Source organism: Halomonas sp. SpR8, from assembly GCF_031010195.1.
Taxonomy (GTDB): Bacteria; Pseudomonadota; Gammaproteobacteria; order Pseudomonadales; family Halomonadaceae; genus Vreelandella.
Window position 1 is genome coordinate 518,438 of record NZ_JAUAMC010000001.1, and the last position, 25,289, is coordinate 543,726.

The 25,289-nt window shown below is 54.6% G+C and carries 25 protein-coding genes and 1 other RNA gene; 22 read left to right on the forward strand and 4 right to left on the reverse strand.

The window, feature by feature from the left end; all coding sequences use genetic code 11:
* The first annotated feature begins 153 nt into the window (after window positions 1-153).
* The 8 genes from zapE (at window position 154) to QT230_RS02360 (ending at window position 6,583) form a co-directional block, all read left to right on the forward strand.
* Entirely contained in the window at window positions 154-1,338 is a 1,185-nt protein-coding gene (zapE, locus tag QT230_RS02325; protein ID WP_308319871.1) for a cell division protein ZapE, read from the forward strand.
* 182 nt (window positions 1,339-1,520) lie between these two features.
* Window positions 1,521-1,949 (forward strand): 50S ribosomal protein L13, encoded by a 429-nt coding sequence (gene rplM, locus QT230_RS02330; protein ID WP_008958668.1) that lies wholly within the window; start codon window positions 1,521-1,523, stop codon window positions 1,947-1,949.
* Window positions 1,950-1,962: 13 nt separating this feature from the next.
* Window positions 1,963-2,352, forward strand: coding sequence for a 30S ribosomal protein S9 (gene rpsI / locus QT230_RS02335; RefSeq protein ID WP_308319872.1), 390 nt, complete (start codon window positions 1,963-1,965; stop codon window positions 2,350-2,352).
* A gap of 210 nt (window positions 2,353-2,562) precedes the next feature.
* Window positions 2,563-3,162 carry a ubiquinol-cytochrome c reductase iron-sulfur subunit gene (gene petA, locus QT230_RS02340; protein ID WP_308319873.1) on the forward strand — a complete coding sequence of 200 codons (600 nt, stop codon included), beginning with the start codon at window positions 2,563-2,565 and terminating at the stop codon, window positions 3,160-3,162.
* On the forward strand, window positions 3,162-4,421 hold the full coding sequence (locus QT230_RS02345) for a cytochrome bc complex cytochrome b subunit (protein ID WP_308319874.1): 1,260 nt from the start codon (window positions 3,162-3,164) through the stop codon (window positions 4,419-4,421). The genes petA and QT230_RS02345 overlap by 1 nt, the downstream gene beginning before the upstream one ends.
* On the forward strand, window positions 4,421-5,188 hold the full coding sequence (locus QT230_RS02350) for a cytochrome c1 (RefSeq protein WP_308319875.1): 768 nt from the start codon (window positions 4,421-4,423) through the stop codon (window positions 5,186-5,188). Before QT230_RS02345 ends, QT230_RS02350 begins: the two co-directional genes overlap by 1 nt.
* A gap of 163 nt (window positions 5,189-5,351) precedes the next feature.
* Window positions 5,352-5,978, forward strand: a complete 627-nt coding sequence (gene sspA, locus QT230_RS02355) for a stringent starvation protein SspA (protein ID WP_308319876.1) — start codon at window positions 5,352-5,354, stop codon at window positions 5,976-5,978.
* Between the two features lie 68 nt (window positions 5,979-6,046).
* Entirely contained in the window at window positions 6,047-6,583 is a 537-nt protein-coding gene (locus tag QT230_RS02360) for a ClpXP protease specificity-enhancing factor (protein WP_308319877.1), read from the forward strand.
* Window positions 6,584-6,706: 123 nt separating this feature from the next.
* Here the strand turns inward: QT230_RS02360 and QT230_RS02365 are convergent, their stop codons facing one another.
* The 4 genes from QT230_RS02365 to QT230_RS02380 all read right to left on the reverse strand — a co-directional run bounded on the left by QT230_RS02365 (window position 6,707) and on the right by QT230_RS02380 (window position 9,863).
* Window positions 6,707-7,279: a BON domain-containing protein gene (locus QT230_RS02365; RefSeq protein ID WP_308319878.1), complete on the reverse strand. Its 573-nt coding sequence runs from the start codon at window positions 7,277-7,279 to the stop codon at window positions 6,707-6,709.
* Between the two features lie 75 nt (window positions 7,280-7,354).
* The gene (locus tag QT230_RS02370) at window positions 7,355-7,945 is read right to left on the reverse strand and encodes a phosphoheptose isomerase (RefSeq protein WP_308319879.1); all 591 of its coding nucleotides are present in this window, start codon (window positions 7,943-7,945) and stop codon (window positions 7,355-7,357) included.
* A 51-nt stretch (window positions 7,946-7,996) separates the two neighbouring features.
* Entirely contained in the window at window positions 7,997-8,368 is a 372-nt protein-coding gene (locus QT230_RS02375) for a YraN family protein (RefSeq protein WP_308319880.1), read from the reverse strand.
* Window positions 8,358-9,863 (reverse strand): penicillin-binding protein activator, encoded by a 1,506-nt coding sequence (locus QT230_RS02380; protein ID WP_308319881.1) that lies wholly within the window; start codon window positions 9,861-9,863, stop codon window positions 8,358-8,360. Before QT230_RS02380 ends, QT230_RS02375 begins: the two co-directional genes overlap by 11 nt.
* A gap of 136 nt (window positions 9,864-9,999) precedes the next feature.
* Between QT230_RS02380 and rsmI the strand changes: the two genes are divergently transcribed.
* The 14 genes from rsmI to QT230_RS02450 all read left to right on the forward strand — a co-directional run bounded on the left by rsmI (window position 10,000) and on the right by QT230_RS02450 (window position 25,184).
* On the forward strand, window positions 10,000-10,857 hold the full coding sequence (rsmI, locus tag QT230_RS02385; protein WP_308319882.1) for a 16S rRNA (cytidine(1402)-2'-O)-methyltransferase: 858 nt from the start codon (window positions 10,000-10,002) through the stop codon (window positions 10,855-10,857).
* Window positions 10,858-10,889: 32 nt separating this feature from the next.
* An RNA gene (gene rnpB, locus QT230_RS02390) (RNase P RNA component class A) lies at window positions 10,890-11,260 on the forward strand.
* Between the two features lie 67 nt (window positions 11,261-11,327).
* Window positions 11,328-12,284: a 16S rRNA (cytosine(1402)-N(4))-methyltransferase RsmH gene (gene rsmH, locus QT230_RS02395; RefSeq protein ID WP_308319883.1), complete on the forward strand. Its 957-nt coding sequence runs from the start codon at window positions 11,328-11,330 to the stop codon at window positions 12,282-12,284.
* 25 nt (window positions 12,285-12,309) lie between these two features.
* Window positions 12,310-12,645 carry a cell division protein FtsL gene (gene ftsL, locus QT230_RS02400; RefSeq protein ID WP_308319884.1) on the forward strand — a complete coding sequence of 112 codons (336 nt, stop codon included), beginning with the start codon at window positions 12,310-12,312 and terminating at the stop codon, window positions 12,643-12,645.
* Window positions 12,642-14,348 carry a penicillin-binding transpeptidase domain-containing protein gene (locus tag QT230_RS02405; RefSeq protein WP_308319885.1) on the forward strand — a complete coding sequence of 569 codons (1,707 nt, stop codon included), beginning with the start codon at window positions 12,642-12,644 and terminating at the stop codon, window positions 14,346-14,348. The genes ftsL and QT230_RS02405 overlap by 4 nt, the downstream gene beginning before the upstream one ends.
* 18 nt (window positions 14,349-14,366) lie before the next feature.
* Window positions 14,367-15,860 (forward strand): UDP-N-acetylmuramoyl-L-alanyl-D-glutamate--2,6-diaminopimelate ligase, encoded by a 1,494-nt coding sequence (locus QT230_RS02410; protein ID WP_308319886.1) that lies wholly within the window; start codon window positions 14,367-14,369, stop codon window positions 15,858-15,860.
* On the forward strand, window positions 15,860-17,218 hold the full coding sequence (gene murF / locus QT230_RS02415) for a UDP-N-acetylmuramoyl-tripeptide--D-alanyl-D-alanine ligase (RefSeq protein WP_308319887.1): 1,359 nt from the start codon (window positions 15,860-15,862) through the stop codon (window positions 17,216-17,218). The genes QT230_RS02410 and murF overlap by 1 nt, the downstream gene beginning before the upstream one ends.
* Before the next feature lie 9 nt (window positions 17,219-17,227).
* On the forward strand, window positions 17,228-18,310 hold the full coding sequence (gene mraY / locus QT230_RS02420; protein ID WP_308319888.1) for a phospho-N-acetylmuramoyl-pentapeptide-transferase: 1,083 nt from the start codon (window positions 17,228-17,230) through the stop codon (window positions 18,308-18,310).
* A 34-nt stretch (window positions 18,311-18,344) separates the two neighbouring features.
* On the forward strand, window positions 18,345-19,733 hold the full coding sequence (gene murD / locus QT230_RS02425; protein ID WP_308319889.1) for a UDP-N-acetylmuramoyl-L-alanine--D-glutamate ligase: 1,389 nt from the start codon (window positions 18,345-18,347) through the stop codon (window positions 19,731-19,733).
* The gene (gene ftsW, locus QT230_RS02430; protein ID WP_308319890.1) at window positions 19,730-20,911 is read left to right on the forward strand and encodes a putative lipid II flippase FtsW; all 1,182 of its coding nucleotides are present in this window, start codon (window positions 19,730-19,732) and stop codon (window positions 20,909-20,911) included. The genes murD and ftsW overlap by 4 nt, the downstream gene beginning before the upstream one ends.
* Before the next feature lie 33 nt (window positions 20,912-20,944).
* Entirely contained in the window at window positions 20,945-22,042 is a 1,098-nt protein-coding gene (gene murG / locus QT230_RS02435) for an undecaprenyldiphospho-muramoylpentapeptide beta-N-acetylglucosaminyltransferase (RefSeq protein ID WP_308319891.1), read from the forward strand.
* Between the two features lie 53 nt (window positions 22,043-22,095).
* The gene (gene murC / locus QT230_RS02440; protein ID WP_308320114.1) at window positions 22,096-23,508 is read left to right on the forward strand and encodes a UDP-N-acetylmuramate--L-alanine ligase; all 1,413 of its coding nucleotides are present in this window, start codon (window positions 22,096-22,098) and stop codon (window positions 23,506-23,508) included.
* Window positions 23,505-24,446: a D-alanine--D-alanine ligase gene (locus tag QT230_RS02445; RefSeq protein WP_308319892.1), complete on the forward strand. Its 942-nt coding sequence runs from the start codon at window positions 23,505-23,507 to the stop codon at window positions 24,444-24,446. The genes murC and QT230_RS02445 overlap by 4 nt, the downstream gene beginning before the upstream one ends.
* A gap of 24 nt (window positions 24,447-24,470) precedes the next feature.
* Complete coding sequence (locus tag QT230_RS02450) at window positions 24,471-25,184, forward strand: cell division protein FtsQ/DivIB (RefSeq protein WP_308319893.1); 714 nt, start codon at window positions 24,471-24,473, stop codon at window positions 25,182-25,184.
* Window positions 25,185-25,289 lie beyond the last annotated feature (105 nt).

Below are 25,289 nucleotides of genomic sequence, written 5' to 3' on the forward strand. Positions count from 1 at the left end.
AAGAAACTAACAGGCTGTTATTATAGGCGTCAGTAAGCCGGTTGGGTCAATCCACTCATGCGCTTAGACAGCGCTGCGGGTATAATCACAGTCTTCTTAAGGTTGTCAGTAGGCTTGCTGATGACTGCCTTACATGCTGTTGGAGGCGTTTGCATGGCATCATCATCTGCGAGTAGGGCGGCGTCTAAAGCGCGCCCTGTATCGCCCATAGAGCGCTATCGTGCGGATCTGCAGCGCGATGATTTTCAATACGATGAAGCTCAAGAGGCGGCGGTCGAGCACCTGCAGCGGCTCTATGATGAGCTGATAGCAGCGCCAACGACTGTTCCCAAAGCCCTGGTTGCCCATAAAGGCTTGAAAGCTAAAATGGCGGGGCTAATGGGCATGAAACCCTCATCTTCCAGTGAGCCTGAGTTACCTCAGGTTAAAGGGCTCTATTTCTGGGGTGGAGTAGGGCGTGGTAAAACCTACTTGGTTGACACATTTTATGAGGCGCTGCCCTTTCCAGACAAAATGCGCACGCATTTTCACCGTTTTATGCAGCGCGTTCATAACGAGCTAACGCACTATAAGGGCGAAAAAAATCCGTTAACGCTGATTGCTGGTAAGTTTGCCACCGAGGCTCGGGTCATCTGCTTTGATGAGTTTTTCGTCAAAGATATTACCGATGCCATGATTCTTGCCAACTTGCTTGAAGCCCTGTTTGAGCGCGGCGTGGTGCTAGTGGCTACCTCCAATATTGTGCCAGATGAGCTGTATAAAAATGGTCTGCAGCGCACACGCTTTTTGCCTGCCATCGAGCTTGTCAATCGCCACTGTGACGTGATCAATGTCGATTCGGGCGTTGATTACCGGTTGCGTGCGCTAGAGCGCGCCGAGATTTTTCACTCTCCTCTTGATGAGGCAGCAGAGCATGAGCTGGCGCGCAGCTTTCGAGCAATAGCGGGGCATGGGGGCGAAACAGATGCCTCTCTTGAGGTCAATCACCGGGTATTAAAAGTACGTCGATTGCACGAAGATGTTGCCTGGTTTGAGTTTCTTGAGTTGTGCGACGGGCCGCGCAGTCAAAATGACTATATTGAGTTGGCTCGAGAGTTTCATACTGTGCTGGTCTCCAACGTTATATGTATGAATGTCAGGCAAGATGATCAGGCGCGCCGCTTCATTAATATGGTCGATGAGTTTTATGATCGTGGTGTGAAGCTGCTGATGTCAGCAGAAGCGCCGATTGAAGAGCTGTATAGCGATGGCAAGCTGACGTTTGAGTTCCAGCGAACTCTCTCTCGCCTGCAGGAGATGCAGTCCAAGGAGTACCTGGCGCTGGCGCATAAACCTTAGTGCGTAGGGGCGTCGGTTAAGTAAAAAAGTCACGATACGGCTTAACTTGTCAGTAGGCTTACTGTAGAATGCCGCCTCGCTGCATGTTGCTTGTGAAAATAAGCAACCAAAAAGAATAGGGATGGTGCTCCGCCGTGTAGCGGTGTGAGCCACCCAATACACTTAATCTGGTGATTTTATCCATGAAGACGTTCAGTGCTAAGCCGCAGTCCGTCCAGCGCGACTGGTATGTTGTCGACGCTAAGGACAAAACGCTCGGTCGCTTGGCAACCGAGATCGCTCGTCGCCTACGCGGCAAGCATAAGCCCGAATTTACCCCTCACGTTGATACCGGTGACTACATTGTTGTTATCAACGCAGAGAAAGTCCACGTAACTGGTAATAAGGCGAAGGCTAAAACCTACTACCGCCACACTGGTTATCCGGGCGGTCTGCGCTCTATGACCTTCGACAAGATGCTTGATCATGCGCCCGAGCGCATCATTGAGTCAGCCGTTAAAGGCATGTTGCCGAAAGGTCCTTTGGGTCGTGCCATGTACACCAAGTTAAAAGTGTACGCTGGTGCCGAGCATCCGCATGCAGCCCAACAGCCGCTTGAACTAGACATCTGAGGAAATCTTCGCCATGACACAGCAGTATTACGGTACCGGGCGCCGCAAGACTTCCACCGCTCGCGTGTTTATGAAGCCGGGCTCTGGCAAAATTACGGTCAATAACCAAGATCTCGACCTCTACTTTGGTCGTGTTACCGGTCGTATGGTTGTTCGCCAGCCGCTTGAATTGACTGAAACCCTTAACCAGTTTGACATCTTCGTGACTGTCGCTGGCGGTGGTGGTTCTTCGCAAGCGGGCGCCATTCGTCACGGTATCACCCGCGCCCTGATGAATTACAACGAAGACCTGCGTCCTTCGCTACGTTCCGCTGGCTACGTAACGCGTGATGCACGTCAAGTTGAGCGTAAGAAAGTCGGTCTGCGCAAAGCGCGTCGTCGCCCGCAGTTCTCTAAGCGTTAATTTTTCAACGCGATGCGGTAAAGCGCCCAGGTCAATGGCCTGGGCGCTTTTTATTGGAATATCAAAAAATTATATTACTTGTACCACTATGGTCACGAGCGGTTGTTCTTGTGCCCGGCGCTTTGTTTTTTTACCATAGAGCGTAATTAATATTCGTCGCCGCGGGATCTCTTTGCGGCGGAACGGGTAAGCTGATGGGAGAAACCTGAAATGGCAGATAACGGCGTAAACAAAGGCCGACGCCGTTTCCTCGTAGGCGCCACCTCCGTAGTAGGTGCGGTAGGTGCTGTCGGGGTTGCGGTCCCCTTTGTGGCTTCTTGGCAGCCTAGTGCCAGGGCAAGAGCGGCGGGTGCTCCCGTTCAAGCAGATATATCCAAGCTTGAGCCTGGGCAGCGTATGACTGTTGAGTGGCGTGGTCGTCCAGTCTGGATTATCAATCGTACGCCGGAAATGATCGAGCGCACTGAATCGCTTGGGGAGGGGGTGCTCGCTGATCCAGAATCAACAGTGCCTCAGCAGCCGCCTTATATAGAAGGGCATATGCGTTCGATTAAGCCAGAGATTGGGGTGCTGATCGGTATTTGTACCCATTTAGGCTGTTCGCCGCTATTCCGGCCCGAGCCCGATGCAGAGGGCGTAGGTGTCGATAACTGGCCGGGTGGTTTCTTCTGTCCATGCCACGGTTCTCGTTTTGACTTGGCAGGTCGCGTGTTCAGCAACGTCCCCGCACCGACCAACCTTGAGGTGCCACCCTACCGCTTTGAAAATGACGATATCATTATCGTCGGCGAAGATGAGGAGACTGCCTAATGGGTAATCCGAATAAAGCCAAGGCGGAAAAAGGCCTCATGCGTTGGGTGGATGACCGCTTCCCTGCTACTCAGATGTGGCAAGAGCATCTCTCCAAATATTACGCGCCGAAAAACTTCAACTTTTGGTACTTCTTTGGCTCGTTAGCGCTACTGGCGCTGGTTAACCAGATCCTGACCGGGGTTTGGCTGACCATGAGCTTTAACCCCTCTGCGGAAGGCGCGTTCGATTCCGTCGAATACATAATGCGCGATGTAGAGTGGGGATGGCTGATTCGCTATATGCACACCACGGGTGCCTCTGCGTTCTTCCTTGTTGTCTATCTGCATATGTTCCGTGGTCTCCTGTACGGTTCTTATAAAGCCCCTCGCGAACTGGTGTGGGTCTTTGGTATGACGATTTACCTGGTGCTCATGGCGGAAGCCTTTATGGGCTATTTGCTCCCATGGGGGCAAATGTCCTACTGGGGCGCACAGGTTATTATCTCGCTGTTTTCGGCTATTCCGGCAATCGGACCGGACTTGGCACAGTGGATACGTGGTGACTACCTGATTTCTGGTATTACCCTAAACCGATTCTTTGCCTTGCATGTGGTGGCGTTGCCAATTGTTATCCTGGCGCTCGTTGTGCTGCATATTATTGCACTGCACGAGGTGGGTTCTAACAACCCGGATGGCATTGATATCAAGCAGAAGAAGGATGAGGCAGGGGTGCCGCTGGATGGGATTCCGTTCCATCCCTACTACACGGTGAAAGACCTTGTAGGTGTGGCCGTTTTCCTATTCGTTTTCTGTGTGGTGGTGTTCTACTTCCCAGAAGGCGGCGGCTACTTTATTGAAAAGCCAAACTTTGACCAGGCGAACCCGCTGCAGACGCCCGATCACATTGCGCCCGTTTGGTATATGACGCCGTTTTACGCCATTCTACGCGCGATAACCTTCTCGGTATTTGGCTTAGACGCTAAGTTCCTGGGGGTTATATTTATGGGCGCGGCGATTGCCATACTGTTTGTTCTACCCTGGTTGGATCGTAGTCCGGTACGCTCTATGCGTTACAAAGGCTGGATGTCGAAAGTGATGCTGCTGCTATTTGCCATCAGCTTTGTCATCCTGGGTGTGCTGGGTGTATTGCCATCGACAGAGGGCAGGACGCTCCTGGCCCAAGCGTGCACCGTGATTTATTTCGCCTTCTTTGTCTTGATGCCGTTCTATACCAAGCTGGAGAAGACTAAACCCGTTCCGGAAAGGGTGACTGGCTAATGAAAAAGTATCTATTTGGACTCCTTTTCGCTTTAGTGCCAGTAACCGCGATGGCTGCAGGGGGCGCAAGCGTGCCTCACTCGATGGAACCTGATCTACACGATCAAGCCTCGCTGCAAAATGGCATGAAGCTCTATGTTAACTACTGCATGGGCTGCCATTCGCTTCAGTATCAGCGCTTCTCCCGTGCTGCGGACGACCTTGGGATGCCCCAGGATTTGGTCGAAGAAAATCTGATTTTCTCATCAGATCTGGCGTATAACGACCAAATGCACATTGCGATGGACAGTGGTAACGCTGAAAGCTGGTTTGGCGCGCCGCCGCCTGACCTATCGCTGAAAACGCGTGTGCGCGGAACCGATTGGATCTATTCGTATCTGCTCGGTTTCTATAAAGATCCTAGTCGTCCTACGGGCGTCAACAACACGGTGTTTGATTTGGTAGCGATGCCTAACGTGTTGGAGCCACTGCAAGGTGTGCAAGAGCTTGTGTGTGCTGAAACCGACCATCCTGTTGAGGGGCAAGAGCCGGATGCGCTATCGGGCAAATATCAATCCTGTGACGTGTTACAGGTCACGGAGCCTGGTGAGCTCGAGCCTGCAGAGTTTGAGGAAGCGATATATGATCTTACTAACTTCCTGGCTTACGTAGGCGAGCCCTCCAAACTTCAGGCCCAGGCGCTGGCGCCTAAGGTACTGATCTTTATTTTCATTTTTGGTGTGATTGCTTATCTGCTCAAGCGTGAGTACTGGCGAGATATCCACTAAATTAGCAGTGGCTGATGATCAGTTGGGCGCACGGCGTAAGCCGTGCGCCTTTTGCTTGTCAGTATTGCAGTAAAAGCTGCAATAAAAGCAAAGCAGGCTAGCTTCCCCTAAGGTAGCGCTGGCGTGTTATTATCCAAGATTGTTTTGATGTGAGGATGCTTTCATGGGTGTTGTGGCCAAGCGGTCGTCGATGATCTTTTACTCTGGTAGTGATGATCATTTCAGTCATCGTGTGCGCATTGTGTTGGCCGAGAAGGGGGTTGCCGTCGATATTGTCGATGTGCTTGACGAAAAACCACCGGAAGAGCTGGCAGACCTTAACCCGTACAATAGCGTACCGACGCTGTTAGATCGTGACTTGGTGCTGTATGAATCCAAGGTCATGATGGAGTACTTGGATGAGCGTTTCCCGCATCCTCCGCTGTTGCCTGTTTATCCAGTAGCGCGTGCGCAAAGCCGCCTTTGGATGCATCGCATTGAGCGCGAGTGGTGCCCAATGGTCGATCTGATTCGTAGTGGTGGAAAAAAGGAAGCAGATAAGGCGCGTAAAGAACTGCGTGAAAGTCTGATTGGTATATCGCCGATTTTCGAGGATATGCCGTACTTCATGAGCGAAGAGTTTACCTTAGTAGACTGCTGTTTAGCGCCCGTTTTGTGGCGTTTGCCGGAGCTCAACATCGAGCTGCCTGAAAAACAGGTGAAGCCGCTGTTGGCCTATATGGCACGAGTATTCGAGCGTGAAGCATTTAAGGCCTCTTTAAGTGAGCGTGAAAAAGAGATGCGCGCTTAAATATTCATTTGGCTCCTGTGCGCTTAATAAAGGCAGGGAGCCTTACTTGTTAGGAGGAGGGAGTCTAGATGAAATCGAGTCGCCCCTATCTCGCCCGAGCACTTTATGAGTGGCTATTGGATAACGAACTAACGCCTTATCTGGTGGTGGATGCCACCTTGCCAGGAGTCGAAGTGCCTCGTCAGTTTGTTCAAAATGGCCAGATCGTTTTGAACGTGGCGCCGACCGCCGTGCGCGATCTATTCATGGAGAATCAGGCGATAGGCTTTAATGCACGCTTTGGCGGGCAGCCTATGCAGGTGATGATTCCCACCCCGGCCCTCATTGCTATTTATGCCCGGGAGAACGGCGCTGGAATGGTCTTTGGTCATGAGCCTGATCTGAGTGATGCCGCTGATGGCTCCTTTGGGAATATCGAGGACGAAGATTTGTCGTCACCTCAGGGGGAGTCCAAGTCAGGGTCTTCAGTCAAGCCAGAGCTAACGGTCACTGAGCCGGTTCCTGAGCAAGGTAAAAAGACGCAGGCGTCGAAGGAAGCTGCTGAGAAAGACGCTCAAGCAGAGGGTAAGGCGAAGAAAAAGCCAACTCTGCGAGTGGTTAAATAATTATTTTGATTAAGTAATTATCTTGGCTGTTTTATACAAAAGCCTCGCTCATTGAGCGAGGCTTTTTAGTCAGCACGTTTTGCTAGTGCGGTTCGTCGCTGAAGTTAGTTTGTGCTGCGCCGTTTAATCGAGATATTCGAATACTTTGACAATTCGCTGTACGCCGCCAACGGCGGAAGCTGCGTTGACAATGCGATCAGCCTCCGCTCGGGTAACAATACCCATTAGGTAAACGCTAGCGTTTTCGGTAGTTACCTTTATTTTTGATGAATCGATGTGGTCATTGGTTGCCAATTGGCTGATGACGTTAGTGGTTAGCCACGTGTCAGTGAGGCGCTGGCTGGCTGGAAGGCGGGCGGCAATGGTGAGTTCATTATGAACTTCGTTAACGCCACGCAAATTGCCAACGACTTCCCCAGCCAAGTCATGCAACTCTTCGCTTGGCACTTGACCCACTAATAGTACAGCGCCGTTAAAGCTATGCGCCCGAATGCGTGCATCGCCTAGGCGAGCATCGGCGCGCTCAAGGGCGTTTTCAGCTTCACGTTCGATTGTGTTGTCAACGGCTTCAACATCGTCGCTGCGCTGGGCATAGTTAGACTGATTGGAGGCTGAGTTGTTGGCGCAGCCGCTGATAAAAATGACCGCACAGAGGGCGGCGGCCATTAGGCCACGAGAGGAGGGGGGTTGGGTCATCGGTATGGCTCCTTGGTGCTAGCAGTTAAAGTTCAGTTTAAGAACATAATGCTTGATAACGTTTTAATAAAGTTATTAGGCGCTGCCAAACAGCTGTTCATCGATAAGATCGCATAAGCAGTGAATCACCAAGAGATGAACCTCTTGTATGCGGGCCGTGGAGGTGGCGGGAACGCGAATTTCACAGTCATCTTGTCCCAACAACGACGCCATATCACCGCCATCGCGACCAGTAAGCGCAACCACGGTCATGTCACGATCATGTGCGGCTTGAATGGCTTGCACGATATTGCCTGAGTTGCCGCTGGTCGATATCGCCAGCAGCACATCGCCCGGTTGTCCCAAAGCGCGTATCTGCTTGGAGAATACTTCGTTATAACTGTAATCGTTAGCAATTGACGTTAACGTGGACGTATCGGTTGTTAATGCCAGGGCAGGTAGGCTGGGCCGCTCACGCTCGAAACGGTTGAGCAGTTCTGAGGAGAAGTGCTGGCTATCTCCAGCGCTTCCACCATTACCACAGGTAAGAATTTTCCCATCGCTGACAAGGCACTGCACCATCATTTGGCTCGCCACTTCAATAAAGGGCGGCAGGACTTCGCTGGCGTAAGTCTTAGTGTCGATGCTAGCGTTGAAATGACCGAGTATCCGAGCTTGAAAGTCCATCAGGGCTTCCTGGTTAAATTAGAGTGTTGAAGACGGTTTTTACAAAAACAGTCAAAAGGCATCAAAAGCAGCTTTCGCCCATTGAAAATCAAGGTTGGGCGGCTTGCCAGTAATCGCCAGAATATCAAAGCGACAGGGCGATGAAAGCCCGCCGCGGGCTAAATATAGCCTCGCTGCACGCACCAAACGCTGCTGCTTTTGGTAGGTGACGGTTTCTAGAGGATGTCCATAGCGCATTGTGGTGCGATGTTTGACCTCAATAAAGACGAGAATATCGCCATCGCGCATCACCAGGTCAAGCTCACCGCCCTTCACATGATGGTTCTGCGTGATGAGGGTAAGCCCTTGCTGGACAAGCCATTGAGCAGCGATGTGCTCAATGGCGGCGCCACGCGCGCGCGCGGTTTGAGCGTTATTCGTCACTGTTGCTCAGGTTAGGCATTAGAATGGGTGATGGAACGCCATTCTGGAATTTTGCCCAAGGTAGTTCACGGTAAATGCGTCCATCGTCTCCTAAATAAAGCGTACCGGTACTGCCATTCAAACCGTCAAGTTCGGCGAGGTTGGAGAAGCGGATCGCCAGCTCGTAAGCATCAACGCCCATTGCCATCAGGCGAAACATGGAGGCGTCGGACTCATCGCGTAAATTCTGGTAAGTCGATGCGAACGGCAGGATCTCTTCGCCACCGACGGCGGCATCAGGGATTTGCCAGGGAATATCCACAAACATCACCTCGTTGAGGTCTTGATCAAGACGAGTTTGCAGGCGCCCTTCGTGTAAGTGTGACGTGGCGTAGATAGGCAGGTTGGGCGCATAGTAGTAATCCATCGTCGGCGGTACTTGGCGCGCGTATTCTGGTAAAGCGAGCAGGAAGAGCGCGTCAATATTGCTTAACCGAGCGCGCTCCCCGCTGACGTTTAGAGCGGTTTTAACGGCATTGGAGACAGAGCTGTCAGGGTTGTAGCGTACGGCGTTAGTAATGTCTCCGCCTTGGCCCTGCCACTCATTCCAGAACGCTTCACCAACACGGCGACCCCAGCCGTTATCCGGAACCATCATCGACATTTGGCGGTGACCATCCTGCCAGGCGCGACGAGCGGCTTGGCGCGCTTCATCTTCAGCCGAGAGTCCGTACTGGAGCAGGCGCTGAGCCTGGTTGCTAGCGCTGCTACCATAATTGAGCGCCAGAGTAGGCAGTGGCACGCTGTTGCGTTGCTCTAGTTGGGTGACTTGGTCTTTATCAAGCGGACCGATGACTAGCTGAGCATTCATCTGCTGGGCGCGGTCATAGAGCTCATCCATCGAATAACGCGAGGCATCCAGGAAGCTTAATTCAACGTTGTCGCCTTTAACATCATGGTGCTGACGCATGGCAGTGGCGATTGTGTCAGCAACGCTACTGAGCGGGCCTGATTCAGGTAACGCGACCACGATCCGGCGTATTTGCTGACCCTCAAGTTCCGGCAGTGCGACACTTATCGCGCGGGGTTGATCAAGCGCTTCGCGGGCCCAGCGTTGGCGCTCTGCTAACGTTTCTTGTTGGTTGGCCTGCATGGGCAGTTCATCATCCAGCACCTGCGTGGCGCGCAGTACAGCACGCGGCTCGTCTAGCGCACGGGCGAGTTCTGAAAACAGCAGTGCCCAGCGTACGCGATCCTCTTCTGATAAAAGGCTTTCATCAATCGCATCGGCCGCTTCAAAAGCGTCTTCACGCTCGCCTTGGCGGGCCAGAATGTCGGCGGCTTCCAAGCGCGTTTTAGCGGCCTGCTCTGGGGCTTGTTGCTCCGCTTGGCTCAGCAGTTGTCCAGGGTCTTCATCGGGTACGCGATCTACCACGCTAGGCGACTGAGTCGCACATCCCGCAACCAGAAATGCCACTAGGGCAGCGGCGAGTAAGCCACGTAATGACTGTTTCATGTATCCTTCCTTTAGTTTCCATTTGCGCTGTCGCTGCTTGCCAGCGATTGACGAGGCCACTACACAAGCATAGCGCAACAGCAAAACAAGCATAGTGCAACAGCAAAGCAAGCCATCAACGAATCGAGAGTCAATAATGACAGATCAGAGTCCGGGCACATTGTACGTGGTTGCCACACCAATTGGGAATTTGGACGACTTAACCGCGCGTGCCGCTCGGGTATTGGGGCAAGTAACGCGAATCGCGGCGGAGGATACTCGCCACAGCGGGCGCCTGTTGGCGCACTTGGGGATTAATAAACCCATGCTCTCATTGCATGAGCATAATGAAGCGCGGCGTGTGGATACCTTGGATAGCTATCTTGCCTCTGGCGAAGATATTGCGCTGATCAGCGATGCAGGAACACCGCTGATTAGTGATCCGGGGTTCGTGTTGGTTCGCGAGTTACGGGCGCGCGATCGCCATATTGTACCGATCCCCGGCCCCTGCGCGTTGATTGCTGCGCTTTCAGGCGCAGGCTTGCCGACCGACCGTTTTGTGTTTGGTGGATTTTTACCGGCTAAGCCAGGGGCTCGACGACAAGCGCTTGAGGGTTGGAAAACGCGCGAAGAGACGCTGGTGTTTTACGAGTCTCCTCACCGCATTGCACATACCCTAGAAGCGCTTCAGGAGCAAATGGCCGGACGTGATGTGGTGTTGGCCCGCGAACTCACTAAAACGTTTGAAACCTTTCTGTATGGCACGCCTGCGTCGTTGCTTGAGCAGTTAGCTGCCGATCCCAATCAAGCGCGAGGTGAGTTTGTGGTGATCGTGTCCGGCGCCCCGCCGGTTGAGCAGAGTGAGCATCAGGATATATCCGCGGATGGCTTGCTAACGGCTCTGCTGGCGGAGGGCGTGGGCGTGAAGCAGGGAGCGGCAGTGGCGGCGCGAATGCTCGGCGGGCGGAAGCAGGTCTGGTACGCTCGTTTGCAAGCAATTAAAAGCGAGCATTGAGGCAAATCATGGGCGCTGGTATGCTTGCCGCCGGAGTTGGCCAGACAGTCGCCGCTGATACCCCTTAAAAGGTGTTGGGGGAGGAAAGTCCGGGCTCCGTAGGGCAGAGTGCCAGGTAACGCCTGGGCGGCGCGAGCCGACGGAAAGTGCAGCAGAGAGTAGACCGCCTAAGCCCCTGAAATAAACCTCTGGGGCCGGTAAGGGTGAAAGGGTGCGGTAAGAGCGCACCGCGCGTCTGGTAACAGTGCGTGGCATGGTAAACCCCACTCGGAGCAAGACCAAATAGGGATCCAATGGCGTGGCCCGCGCTGGATCCGGGTAGGTTGCTTGAGCGCTGTGGTAACGCAGCGCCTAGAGGAATGGCTGTCCACGACAGAACCCGGCTTATCGGCCGACTCCCCCATTTCCATATCAGGGCGTGCTTGCACGCTCTTTACTATGTTGTCTCTATTATCTTGTGTGAGAAAAAAATGTCTTCTCCTGACGCTGAACAGGTTGCTTTCCCCTTTCGCCATACCAGCGTACTACTGGAGGGGGCTGTCGATGCCTTGGTTCACGATGACCAGGGCGTCTATCTGGACGGCACTTTCGGGAGAGGTGGTCACTCACGGGTAATTCTTGATCGGCTTGGTAAGCAAGGCCAGCTACTTGCGATGGATCGTGATCCTCAGGCGATTGCTGCGGCAGCAGCAATTGACGACCCACGCTTCCAGATTACTCAGCGTGAATTTGCCCAGCTCGCCGACTATGCTCGCGAGTTGGGCGTATTCGGTAAGCTTTCAGGGGTACTGTTGGATATAGGCGTTTCTTCCCCTCAGCTTGATGACCCCGAGCGCGGTTTTAGTTTTATGCGCGATGGTCCGCTGGATATGCGTATGGATCCCACGCAAGGACAGAGCGTAGCTGATTTTCTGGCGCGGGCTAGTGAGGCGGATATTGCCTACGTATTTAAAACCTATGGCGAAGAGCGCTATGCCAAGCGTCTAGCTCGCGCCGTGGTTACCCGTCGGGTCGAAAAGCCGTTTACCCATACCGTGGACTTGGCGGAAGTTTTGAAAGTAGCTCATCCGGCCTGGGAGAAGGGGCGTCACCCGGCAACTAAAGCGTTCCAAGGGTTACGTATTTTTGTCAACGGTGAGTTAGAGCAATTAGATAGTGCGCTCGATGCGGCGCTTGAAGCCCTGGCCCCGGGTGGGCATTTAGTTGTCATCAGTTTCCACTCGCTGGAAGATCGCCGCGTGAAGCGCTTTATTCGTCATCATGTCCGCGGTGATACCCATCTGCCGCGCGGTGTGCCTATCCGCGACGATCAGTTGAATCGACGTCTTGAGGCGCTCGGCAAAGGTCAGCGGCCGAGTGAGCAAGAAGTGGATGCTAACCCACGTTCACGAAGTGCCGTCATGCGGGCTGCACGCAAACGGATGTAATCACGGTGTTATCACGGATTTGCATATGAGCATGGATCGGATTGAGCAGTGGGCAACCACGCTACGCACCGAATGGCCTTTTAAGCTGCGCCTGCGTGTATGGCCGGTGGTGATTAGCCTGCTTTTTTTAGTCTGCATGGCCTCTGGTCTGGGCGTGGTCATCACTACTCATATGACACGCGTCCAATTTGCTCAGCTGCAACAGCTCGAGCAAGAGGAGAATCAGTTGCAAACGGAGTGGGGGCAGCTTCTGCTTGAGGAGGGCGCATGGTCAACGCCTGCGCGCATTGAAAAAATTGCCACTGAACGTTTGGGCATGCGAATCCCCGATGTCCATGATGTTGAGGTGATTCGGCCATGAGAAGCGAACGCCGAGGCGGTACCTCGCGCCAGGCTCCCATTGCGCCCCCGCTTGGCGGCGGGCGCTTCTTGTTTATTCTGATCGCGATTGGCTTAGCATCTATTATTTTGATTGGTCGCATTACCTTGCTTCAGGTCATCGACCGCCCCTTTCTGCAAAGCCAGGGCGACGCGCGCACTCTGCGTCACGAAACAATTCCCGCCCACCGCGGCATGATTACAGACCGTAATGGCGAACCGTTAGCGATTTCCACGCCGGTGGTGACCATTTGGGCCAACCCGCAAGAACTTCCCGAAGATGCTATTCAACGTGTAATGCTGGCCCAGGCGCTGGGTATGACGCTGAGTGACTTCGAGGCGCGGGTGGCGCGTTTCAGCGAACATGAGTTCATGTATTTGCGCCGCCAGATGACCCCTGCGGCAGCCCAGCAGATTCTTAACCTGCGCACGCCCGGCGTATACCCCCAGCGTGAATATAAACGCTACTATCCTGCCGGTGAGGTCGCCGCTCAGTTGTTGGGAGTGACCAATGTGGATGATGTCGGCCAGGAGGGGCTAGAGCTCGCCTACCAGCCTTACCTAGCAGGTCGCCCAGGTCAGCGGCGGGTAATAAAAGATCGCCGTGGACGGCTGGTGCGCGAGCTAGGCGTGATAAACGAAGCTCAGCCAGGGGGTGAGCTGACGCTCTCAATTGATCAGCGTATTCAATATATGGCCTACCGTGAACTGCGTGCCGCGGTGGCTGAGAATGAGGCTGATGGCGGCGTGCTGGTAATGATGGACGCCCGTACTGGGGAGGTATTGGCCATGGCTAACTTACCCTCCTATAACCCGAATAATCGGGCGGGGCTTGATCCACGCGGGTTACGTAACCAAGCGCTGGTGGATGTATTCGAACCAGGCTCGGTGATGAAACCACTCGCTATGTCCGCTGTATTGGAAAGTGGCGTGGTGGATCGTGACGCTGTGGTGGACACCTCACCGGGTTGGATGCGGTTGGATCAGTTCACCATCCGTGATTTCCGTAACTATGGCGATCTGGATTTGGCTGGCATTCTGGAGCACTCTTCGAATGTGGGTATGTCTCGCCTGGCGCTGCGATTAAGCGATACGGCGATTTGGGAAAAGTATAATCAGCTAGGGTTGGGTCAAGCTCCCGGTACAGGCTTTCCTGGTGAGTCCACGGGCAGCTTGCCGGCACCGGTTCGCTGGTCTCGCAGCGAGCGAGCGACCCTCGCCTATGGTTACGGTTTGTCTGTGTCAGCGGTACAACTGGCCAGTGCTTATACGGCATTAGCCAATGATGGCGTGCGTTTGCCGCCCTCGTTGCTGCGTCTTTCTGAGCCCCCCCAGGGCATCTCTGCGATTGAGCCGACAGTTGCCAATGATCTACTGAATATTCTCGAAACCTCGGTCGCGGCCTATACCGGCGGTCGGCGAGCACGGGTTGAAGGCTATCGCGTTGGGGGTAAAACAGGCACGGTGCGTAAAATTGGCCAGCAAGGCTATACCACCGATGCTTACCGCAGTGTTTTTGCCGGTATTGCGCCGATTTCAGACCCCCGAATTGTCACGGTAGTGATGATTGACCACCCCAAAGCGGGCGAGTTTTACGGCGGTGCCGTTGCCGCGCCAGTATTTTCCAGTGTGACAGGGAATGCCTTACGCTTGTTGGACGTTCCGCCAGATCATGATGCGGAGTAGTTTTTTTAAGGAGATTGCATGAGGCTGAGTCCCAGCGATGTGTTGACGGCGCTCAAGCAAGTTTGGCCCGACTCACCAATGCCCACTGATTGGCCCGAGCTTCCGGACCAAACTCGCATTGAAATGGATTCCCGCAAGCTCCAGGCGGGTGACATCTTTGTAGCTGTGCCAGGTAGTCAGAGTGATGGTCGTGACTTTATCGAGCCGGCATTAGCAGCTGGCGCCGCGCTTATCTTGGCGCAAGGGGCGCATAGCGATGTACAGCTCGAGGGGCGAGTGCTGAGTCTGCCGCATCTCTCGGCACGTTTGGGAGAGCTGGGGCGAGCACTGTTTAAGGTGCCGGGTGACTTGGAAGTGATTGGCGTCACCGGTACCAACGGTAAAAGCTCAGTTACACACTATATTGCTGCTCTCAGCGAAGCGCTGGGAACACCTGCGGGCCTTGTTGGCACCCTGGGAGTGGGGCGGCCTGGAGAGTTAAGCGAGAGCGGCTTGACCACGCCTGGCTCGCTGGCGCTGCAGGCAACGCTGGGGAAGTTAGCGCACCAGGGGGTGAGGCGAGTTGCTTTGGAGGCCTCGTCCCACGCGCTAGATCAGCATCGCTTAGCGGCGGTCAACGTGGGCGTGGGTGTGTTTACCAACCTGACGCGCGATCACCTTGATTACCACGGCAGTATGGCGGCTTATGCCGCGGCGAAAGCGAAGCTTTTTCGGCGTTCGGAGCTTACGTTGGCGGTAGTGAACGGCGATGACCCGCTGGCGCGCTTAATGCTCGCTGGCTGTGATAGCAGTGTGCGTGTGCTAGCGACGGGTCAAGACGAAGCCGTTACATTGCGGGTAATGGATTGGCAGCCGTTTGGGCGGGGTCAGCAGGCAATGATTGCGACCCCCGACGGCGAGAAAATGCTCAGCTTAAGTTTAATGGGCCGCTTTAATCTAGATAACGTGCTGTTAGCAATGGCCGTGCTCTATGGCTTGGGCGAGCCACTTGATGCGCTCTTTGCTGCCGCTAAGGCGCTGGCGCCGGTTCCTGGCCGTATGGAGCTTTACGGGGGGGGCGATGTGCCTAGCGTAGTGGTGGATTATGCCCACACGCCGGATGCCCTACGTAGCGCTCTGCAAGCGCTGCGCGCCCACCTGGGCGATGCTGGCAAACTGTGGTGCGTATTTGGCTGTGGCGGTGAGCGTGATACCGGTAAACGGGCCGAAATGGCCAGTGCTGCCGAGCAGTTAGCGGATTATGTCGTGGTCACCGATGATAACCCGCGTCATGAATCTGCCGAGCAGATTCGGCTGCAGATATTGTCGGGTTTTTCAGGCGCAGCCCATCCCATTGAAATTGCGGGTCGTCGCGAGGCTGTCGCGTCGGCCATTCGTCAAGCAGCCAGTCAGGACGTGGTATTGATCGCCGGCAAAGGCCACGAGGCGTACCAAGAAATAAAAGGGGTGCGCCACGCTTATACCGATAGCGAAGAGATTCAGCGGGCATTTGCTACGCGGAGAGCCCGCTAATGGCCTGGACGCTTGGTCAGATCGCTGCCGCGTTAAGCATCGATACGCCGCTGCAAAATGCTCAGTTGGCGGTTAGCACGATCGTCACCGATAGTCGTAAAATCGAACCTGGCTGCCTGTTTATTGCCTTAAAAGGCCCGAACTTTGATGGCCATGACTTTGTCGCACGCGCCCACGAGCTTGGTGCTGCGGCAGCGCTGGTTGAAGCACCTGCTGCGAGCGTTTTACCGCAATTGGTATGTCCCGATACGCGGCTGGCTTTAGGGCTATTGGCCGGAGCGCACCGGCGTGACTGGCAGGGTGCTTTGGTGGCAGTCACCGGTAATAGCGGTAAAACCACGGTAAAAGAGATGTGTGCCTCACTGTTGACGCCGTTGGGTGAGGTGTTAGCCACGCAGGGTAATCTGAACAACGATTTTGGCGCGCCGCTGACCTTATTGAGATTGAGTCAGCAGCATAAAGCCGCTGTGATAGAGCTTGGCGCGAACCATTTAGGCGAGATTGCCTGGACGGCACCGCTGGCACAGCCTGACATTGCGATTATTACTAATGTAACCGGCGCCCACGTTGGCGAGTTTGGCGGTATGGGGCAGATCGCCCAGGCGAAAAGTGAACTACTTGCCGGGTTGAGCGATCAGGGTACGGCGATATTGAACCGTGATGATCACTACTACTCTTTTTGGGCCTCTCGTGCGGCCCCAAGACGAGTCGTCAGTTTTGGCTTTCACCCGCAGGCCGATGTAAGTGCCTCAGCGCTTTCCTGTGATCCTCAAGGGCGGTATGCTTTCACGCTATTGCAGCATGGCCAAACGCTAGGCGAAGTGCGTTTGCCGCTTTTGGGTAAGCATAATGTCAGTAATGCCTTGGCCGCCGCCGCTGCGGCATTGGCCTTGGGCATGACGGCAGAGCAGGTCATCGCGCGGCTAGAAACGTTACAGGCGTTAGCGGGCCGACTAACCGTGGTGCCCGGTTTACGCGGCGCCAACGTGCTCGATGATACTTACAATGCCAACCCCGGGGCGGTAAAAGCCGCCCTGGAGACATTGGCGAGCTTCCCTGCGCCACGCTGGTGCGCACTAGGGGCGATGGGTGAATTGGGTAGCGAGTCGGCAGCGTTACACGCGGATATTGGTCGCTACGCTGCAAAGCTGGGTATCGATGAGCTGCTGACGTTGGGTGAGGGTGCCCGCGCAGCCAGCGAAGCCTTTGGTCGTGGGCTGCATTTTAACGATCACGAGGCGCTAACGCGTCATGTCACTAATAACTTGCCGCCCGACACCACTTTGTTGGTGAAAGGGTCACGCAGTGCGGGCATGGAACATGTTGTCAACGCACTGCGTACGGATGAAATAGGGTAAACGCCGTTCATGTTACTTCACTTGGCGAATTTTCTGTCCCAGTACCAAACTGATTTTCAGGTAGTTAACTATTTAACCCTGCGCGTGATTTTAGGTGCGCTCACTTCCTTGCTGCTGTGCCTGTGGTTGGGGCCATGGATGATTCGGCGTCTGGTTGAAGGTCAAATTGGTCAGTCAGTGCGTGACGATGGCCCTCAGTCTCATCTTTCAAAAGCAGGTACACCCACCATGGGTGGGGCGATGATTATATTGGCTATTGCCATTAGTACCTTGCTCTGGGGTGACTTGACCAATCTTTATATCTGGGTGGTGTTGGGAGTAACCGTAGGCTTTGGCGCCATTGGCTGGGTCGATGACTACCGCAAGGTGGTTGAGAAAAATCCGCGTGGTTTACCTGCAAAGTGGAAATATTTTTGGCAATCGGTCGTCGGTCTTGGTGCGGCTGTGCTGCTCTATCTAACGGCATCGTCACCCGTCGAAACTAGTTTATTAGTACCGCTTTTCAAAGAAATTGCGCTGCCGCTTGGTGTGTTTTATATCGTCCTAACGTATTTTGTGATCGTGGGCAGCTCGAACGCGGTTAATTTGACCGATGGTCTTGATGGTCTGGCAATTATGCCCACAGTGCTGGTGGCCATGGGCTTGTCGGTATTTGCCTACGCAAGCGGTAATACGGTTTTTGCCACCTATCTACACATTCCCTTTATCGCCGGTACAGGGGAGTTGGCGATTTTCTGCGCGACTATCGCCGGGGCCGGGTTGGGATTTCTGTGGTTTAACACTTACCCCGCTCAGGTTTTTATGGGCGATGTCGGCGCCCTGGCGTTAGGCGCCGCACTAGGCGTGGTAGCGGTAATTGTACGTCAGGAGATCGTGCTGTTTATTATGGGCGGCATTTTCGTCATGGAGACAGTGTCGGTGATTCTCCAGGTGGGCTCCTACAAACTCACCGGGCGACGCATCTTCCGTATGGCGCCTTTGCATCACCACTATGAGCTTAAAGGCTGGCCAGAGCCGCGGGTAATCGTGCGCTTTTGGATTATTACCGTGGTGCTGGTGCTGCTTGGCCTCGCAACGCTCAAAATTCGTTAATGCAAGTGGGCATGATGCGAGAAGGGAGCCTGTGATGGATCGAGTAGCTAAAGGTTTAACGCTGGTTGTTGGGCTGGGGGTATCTGGCCGTGCGATTTGCCGCCACTTAAGCCGCTTAAATGTGCCCTATATGGTGGCAGACACGCGTGCTGAGCCGCCGGGCCTTGACGATTTTCGTGCGGCACATCCCGCCATTGATGTTCATTGTGGTTCGCTGGCGGCACTGGATCTTACCGGCGTAGCCGAGGTAGTCGTTAGCCCTGGGCTTGACCCACGTATGCCGGGTTTGAAAGAGCTGGCTGATCAGCTTAATCCGCACACAGGCGAGCCTATGGTGGTGGGCGAAATTGCCCTGTTTGTCCGTTCTGCGAAGGCCCCTGTTGCGGCGATCACCGGCTCGAATGCGAAATCGACGGTAACGACCCTGCTGGGCGATATGGCCACGGCCGCCGGTGTCGATGCCGCTGTTGGCGGCAATCTGGGGACACCTGCGCTGGATCTATTGGCCAGCCACCCTGATGCGCAGCTCTACATTCTTGAACTTTCCAGCTTTCAGCTTGAGACAACTCCCCGACTGGGCGCGCGCTGTGCGGCTTTCTTGAATTTAAGTGAAGATCACTTGGATCGGCATGGGGATATGCACAGCTATCGCGCCGCAAAGCAGCGTATTTTTATCGGTGCAGAGAGCGCTGTGGTGAATGCTGATGAGCCCCCCACCTGGCCGACGTACCCTGTTGACCAAGTAGCGTACTTTTCTCAGCGTGCTCCGGAGGCTAATGAGTGGGGGCTGGCGTTTCACCACGACAAGCTGACGTTAATGCAGGGCTCCAGCCCTTGGTTGGCCATCGATGAGTTAAAAATAGCCGGTCAGCACAACTACCTCAATGCATTGGCGGCACTGGCCATGGGGCAGACGTTGGGTTTTGCGGCTGCGCCCATGTGCAACGCGCTGCGCGAATTTAAAGGCTTGGAACACCGCAGCGAAGTCATTGCGCAAATCAACGGCGTCACCTGGGTCAATGACACCAAGGGCACCAATGTAGGCGCTACCCTAGCGGCGATTAATGGTATTGGCGCAACGTTGGAAGGACGTTTGATTCTACTGGCCGGTGGAATAGGTAAGGGCGCTGATTTCACCCCTTTGGCCGCGCCTCTTTCTAAGTGTGCACGGCATGTGCTGCTATTCGGTTTAGATGCTCCGCGGCTAGCCGACGCATTGATTGAACACGTTAGCATTCAGCAGGTCGAGGACTTAACTCAGGCGATGCAGACAGCCTTTGAGCTTGCCCAGCCGGGTGACTGCGTGCTGCTATCGCCCGCCTGTTCAAGCCTAGATCAGTTTGCCAATTACCCAGCGCGTGGCGAGGCGTTTCGTCGCTGGGTGCTGGATAAAGCATCGACTAAAGCCGGGGAGGCGCTATGAGTCGACTTCAGCGGCTGCGCACGACGCTTTCCACCCGTGAATTACCCTGCGATGTTTGGCTAATCGTGGCTGCGGTTGCCTTGGCGGGTTTGGGGTGGGTCATGGTCAGTTCGGCGTCGATTGGTTTGCTGGAAGATACCTACCACTATTCACGCCAACACGGTATTTTCCTGGTGCTCGCCGTGATGGCCTGTGTATTTATGCTCTGTGTTCCGCTTGAAGTATGGCGCCAGAATGCAGCGCTGATTCTGCTTGCCAGTATCTTTTTGTTGGTTGTGGTGTTGATGGTTGGTCAAGAGATCAACGGCAGTAAGCGCTGGATAGCGCTGCCAGGTCCCTTGCCAAGTTTGCAGGTGTCTGAATTTGCCAAAGTCGGGCTGATTTTTTATATGGCGGCGTTTATGTCGCGTTTCACGTATGACTTACGTCGTCGAGCGTTCAGCATGTGGCGTCCTCTGGCCGTTCTGGCGGTACCCGCTGGGCTGCTTTTTTTAGCGCCTGATTTCGGCGGCATGGTGGTCTTTACTGTTTGCGTGATTGGCATGCTGATGATGAGCGGTGCATCGCTGGTGCTGTTGGGTGGCAGCGGGCTGCTGCTTGGCTCCGGTGCGGTCATGATGGTGGTGATTGAGCCCTACCGACTGGCACGCTGGACAAGTTTTCTAGATCCCTGGGCCGACCAGTTTGCAACCGGCTACCAGTTAACCCAAGCGTTAATAGCCTTCGGGCGGGGGCACGTCACGGGTACCGGCCTGGGCAATAGTGTGCAAAAACTCCATTACCTGCCCGAAGCACATACCGACTTTATCTTTGCGGTGATCGCGGAAGAGCTGGGCATGATCGGTGCGATTATCGTTGTGTTGTTGTTCACACTATTTATTGCCCGCACCATGTGGATCGGACGTAAGGCTGAGCTGGCAGGGCATCTATTTGGCGCTTATGTAAGCTATGGCATCGGCTTTGTGGTAGCCGCGCAGGCATTTATTAACATGGCGGTGAGTTCTGGACTATTGCCGACCAAGGGCCTAACGCTGCCGCTGATGAGCTATGGCGGCTCCAGCCTGCTAGTCACGGGCATCATGGTCGGTTTGCTGCTGCGCATAGATGCCGAAACACGTCACCGGCCTAGGCGTGCGTCCACCCCGTATAAATCCCGCCATGAGCCGCGTTTATCGTAACGCTATGCCGCGTGGTGTTATCAGGAGTTTGATGTGACAACTAACGTTAGCCGACGAGTACTGATTATGGCGGGTGGCACAGGCGGCCATGTGTTTCCAGCATTGTCACTCGCCAAAGCTTTGCAGGCTGAGCAGGTCGACGTTGAGTGGTTGGGTAGCCCTAGAGGTATTGAAAATCGCCTGGTGCCTGAAGCGGGTATTAGATTGCATACGATTGCCGTTAGTGGGCTGCGCGGCAATGGTGTGACGGGATGGCTCAAAGCACCGCTGAACCTTAGCCGTGCGATCTTGCAGGCACGTACCATCATTCGCGACTTCAAACCTCAAGTGGTGGTCGGCTTGGGTGGTTTTGCCAGTGGCCCCGGCGGCTTGGCGGCATGGTTGTCGCGCATTCCGCTGATTATCCATGAGCAGAACGCTGTGGCAGGTCTGACCAATCGCGTCTTGTCGCGCCTGGCTAAACGAACCTATGCCGCTTTTCCTGAGGCCTTTGGGGCGCGTGCCCATGTCATTGGCAACCCAGTGCGTGACGACATTGCCGCCTTGGGGAGTTCGCCGCGGGACGAGGAAACACTCGCTTCCCGACCTCTGCGTTTGTTGGTAGTGGGTGGTTCGCTCGGGGCTGTGGCCCTTAACGAACGTTTGGCCCCTGCGCTGGCTGCACTGCCCATTGAGCAACGCCCCCAGGTTCGCCATCAGGCGGGTAAGAATCGTGAGCAGGTTACTGCAGAAAATTATCAGCAGCACGGCGTGAGCGCTGAGGTGAGCCCCTTTATTGATGATATGGCCGCTGCCTATGAGTGGGCCGATTTAGTGGTGTGCCGCTCGGGGGCGCTGACAGTCGCGGAGTTGGCAGCGGCGGCTAAGCCAGCGCTACTGGTGCCGTTCCCGTTTGCTGTCGATGACCATCAACGCATCAACGCTCAGGTGCTCGTCAAGGCGGGGGCCGCGAAGTGCGTTATTCAGTCTGAACTGACCGCTGAGCGGTTAAGCGAATTTTTAAACCAATTGCTCGTCCCAAATACTCTGGCGGCAATGGCGGCGAATGCACGTCAGGCCGCCCATTTAGACGCCACAAAACGCTTGGCTGAAGGGTGTTTGGCGATGGTGCCGTTAGGAGACACTGCGTGACCGATTCTGACCAAATTATACCCCCCTCGCGTGTCACTACCACTGGCCCAGGAATGCGTCGAATTCGTCGAATTCATTTTGTCGGCATTGGCGGCGCAGGGATGTGTGGTATCGCAGAGGTGCTGGCTAACCAGGGCTACACCGTTAGCGGTAGTGATATGAAAACCTCTTCTGTTGTGGAGCGGTTGCGCCAGTGCGGTGTCTGTGTAGCGGTCGGACATGCCGAAGCTAACGTGGAGAGCGCCGACGTGGTAGTGGTTTCAAGTGCGATTGATGAAACCAATCCCGAGATACGTTGGGCTCATGAGCATCGGGTGCCGGTAGTGCGCCGAGCTGAAATGCTGGCAGAATTGATGCGTTTTCGACATGGAATCGCCGTGGCGGGCACTCATGGTAAAACCACGACGACCAGCTTAACGGCGACCCTGCTGGCAGAAGGTGGCTTGGATCCTACCTTTGTCATTGGTGGCAAACTGACCAGTGCTGGGGCCAATGCGCGTCTGGGGGAGGGCGACTACTTAGTGGCTGAAGCTGATGAGTCTGATGCCTCGTTTCTACACCTACAGCCAATGGTATCGATTGTTACCAATATTGATGCGGATCATATGGCGACCTACGGCGGTGATTTTGAGCGCTTGAAAAGCACCTTTATCGAATTTCTGCACAATCTGCCGTTCTATGGTTTGGCGGTGCTGTGCATTGATGACCCTCACGTGCGTGTGTTGTGTGAACAGGTTAAGCGTCAGTTCGTCACCTATGGCTTTGATAACGACGCCGATTACCGCATCGTTGATTTTACCCAGCAAGGCGGAGACGTCTCGTTTACCGCATTGCGGCCAGGTAACGTCGCTCCGCTAGAGGTGCGTTTAGCGATGCCAGGCCGGCATAACGCCTTAAACGCCATGGCGGCTATTGTCGTTGCTACCGATGCGGGTGTTAGCGATAGCGCTATTTTAAGCGGCTTGGCGGGCTTTGCAGGCGTTGGCCGCCGTTTTCAGGTGCATGGTCATTTCCCCGCGCCCAAAGGGGAGGGTGAGATCATGTTGGTGGACGACTATGGTCACCACCCGAGGGAAGTTGACATGGTCATCCAGGCCATTCGTGCGGGCTGGCCCGAGCGACGCCTGGTAATGCTCTATCAGCCGCATCGCTATAGCCGTACTCGCGATCTATACGAAGACTTTGTCCGCGTGCTTTCTCAAGTCGATACGCTAGTGTTGCTGGATGTTTACAGCGCGGGTGAAGCGGTTATTCCTGGTGCAGAAGGCAGAACATTGGCAGGATCTATTCGTCAGCGCGGCGAAGTAGACCCGCTATTTGTTGAGTCTAAGCACGAGCTTCCCGCGCTATTAGCCAATGTATTACGTCCCGACGATATCTTAATTACCCAGGGCGCTGGCGATGTGGGGGGGATTTCCCTGCGCTTGGCTCAAGCGCAGTTAGCAATGAGTGAGGTGGAGCTGTGAGCGCGGAAGTAGCATCAACCCAACCATCAGAGAAGGTCGTCGTTGTTTACGGTGGTACCTCTGCTGAACGCGAGGTATCGCTTAAGAGCGGAACGGCGGTGCTAGAGGCGCTTCAGCGTAAAGGCGTAAACGCTTGTGGCTATGACCCTCGTGACAATGGCTTGGTCGGTCTAGAGCAGTTGGCTCCCTCGGTAGTGTTTGTTGCATTGCACGGTCGTGGCGGTGAAGACGGCACTCTTCAGGGGGCGCTAGAACTGCTCGATATTCCTTACACTGGCAGTGGGGTGCTCGCTTCTGCGCTGGGGATGGATAAGGAGCGCACCAAGCAGGTGTGGAGCGCCGTAGGCTTGCCTACGCCGGAAAGTATTATGCTGGATGCAGGCGCTGACTGGTCCAGCGTAGTGGCTCAGCTTGGCTTGCCGCTGATGGTTAAACCCGTGCATGAGGGCTCAACCCTAGGTATTAGCATCGTGAAAAGTCAGGCGGCACTTGAGGCGGCGTACTACGAGGCAGCCGAGTTTGATGCGCGGGTAATGGCGGAGCGTTTCGTTGTTGGAGAGGAGTACACCGTTGCGCTATTGGGTGATCAGGCATTGCCCGCTATTCGCGTAGAAGTGCCGGGTGGGTTTTACGACTACGAAGCAAAATATATCGCTAATACCACCCAGTACCACCTACCTTGTGGTCTTACCACTGAGCAAGAAGCAGCACTCGCTACCCTCTGCCAGCAGGCGTTTACGGCGATTGGTGGGGTAGGTTGGGGGCGGGTTGATGTCATGCGCGATTGCGAAGGGCGCTTTTGGTTATTAGAAGTTAATACCGTGCCTGGCATGACCGATCACAGCTTGGTGCCCCAGGCGGCAGCGCATGCCGGTATGTCGTTTGATGACTTGGTGGTTAATATTCTGCAAACCGCAGGCGGGCAGTTGACGTCATGAAGAGTGCGCTAATAAGAGTGCGTTATGAAAAGGCGTAACGCTTGGCTGGGGATTATTCTGCTGGCACTGCTCATGGGTGCCGGTGGGCGTGCGCTTTGGCTGTGGCTGGACCGTCCAATTGAACGGGTATCTATTCGCGGCGAGTGGGAGTATGTCAGTGCCGACTATTTGCGTACCCAGCTTGCGCCACTGGTCGTTGACGCTACTTGGCTGTCGGCAGATCTGGGGGAGTTGCGTGACCGAGCACTGCAGGTTGGTTGGTTGCACGAAGTGCGCATTTCACGTGAGTGGCCTAATGCACTGGTGTTTGAACTTATTGAGCAACAGCCGGTGGCGCGCTGGAATGATGATTTCTTAGTTAACTCAGAAGGCGAGCCGTTTGCCTTTGCGCCGTTAACACCACCGACTGGGTTGCCTGACTTAGCTGGTCCTGCCGGCAGTAGTGAAGAGGTATTGGACTACTATCACCGGCTTAAACCCCATTTCGAACAGTTATCGCTTGATTTAACCCAATTGCGCTTAGAGCCGCGCGGAGCTTGGCGGCTACAGTTAAATGATGGTGCCTGGGTAATGTTAGGCCGGCGCCAGCATGAAGTGCGCTTAGCCCGGTTGTCGGCTTCATGGCAGCGGGAGTTGTATCTTCTTGGCGAGCAGATTCGCTATATTGACCTGCGTTATCCTAACGGTATCGCCGTTGCTTGGCATGGGGAAAGTGAATTTACAGTGCAAGATGAGTAACAGAGCTATTACTTGCTGCAAATAAGGTGTAAAAGTGAGTGGTTGCCAACGCTGAAAAAGCCAATATTCGGCTTTAAATTGCTATCAAAGCCTATTATTGTGTAT